The 408-nt window shown below is 76.5% G+C and carries 1 protein-coding gene; it reads left to right on the top strand.

Annotated elements, in window-relative coordinates; translation table 11 throughout:
• Positions 1 to 408: alpha/beta fold hydrolase (locus G3I71_RS48995; protein WP_343243321.1), on the top strand; the 408-nt coding region annotated here is incomplete at both ends.

Here is a 408-nt window from a genome sequence, read left to right as displayed (position 1 = left end):
GCCGACGACGACGCGCGCCCGAGGCGCGACCTGTGGGACCGCGAGACGTCCGACGTGCTCGGCGACCGCTGGCGCGCGCGCACGCTGCACCTGCGCCCCGACGACGTCGCGCGCCGCACCGGCGTCGACCCCGTCGCGACGCTCGTGCGCCGCGTGCCCGACGGTGCGCCGTCGCGACGCGCCGTGCTCTACCTGCACGGGTTCGTCGACTACTTCTTCCAGACGCACGTGGGCGACGCGCTCGCCGCGGCGGGCTGGGACACCTACGCGCTCGACCTGCGCGACCACGGCCGGTCGATCCGGCCCGGGCGGCCGCCCAACGAGACCACCGACCTCGGCGTGTACGCGCAGGAGATCGACGCGGCGGTGCGCGCCGTGCGGCTCGACCACGACGAGGTCGTCCTGCTC

It is taken from the genome of Streptomyces sp. SID12501, from assembly GCF_010550245.1.
GTDB lineage: Bacteria > Actinomycetota > Actinomycetes > Streptomycetales > Streptomycetaceae > Streptomyces.
This window is presented reverse-complemented; position numbering and strand designations above follow the sequence as displayed.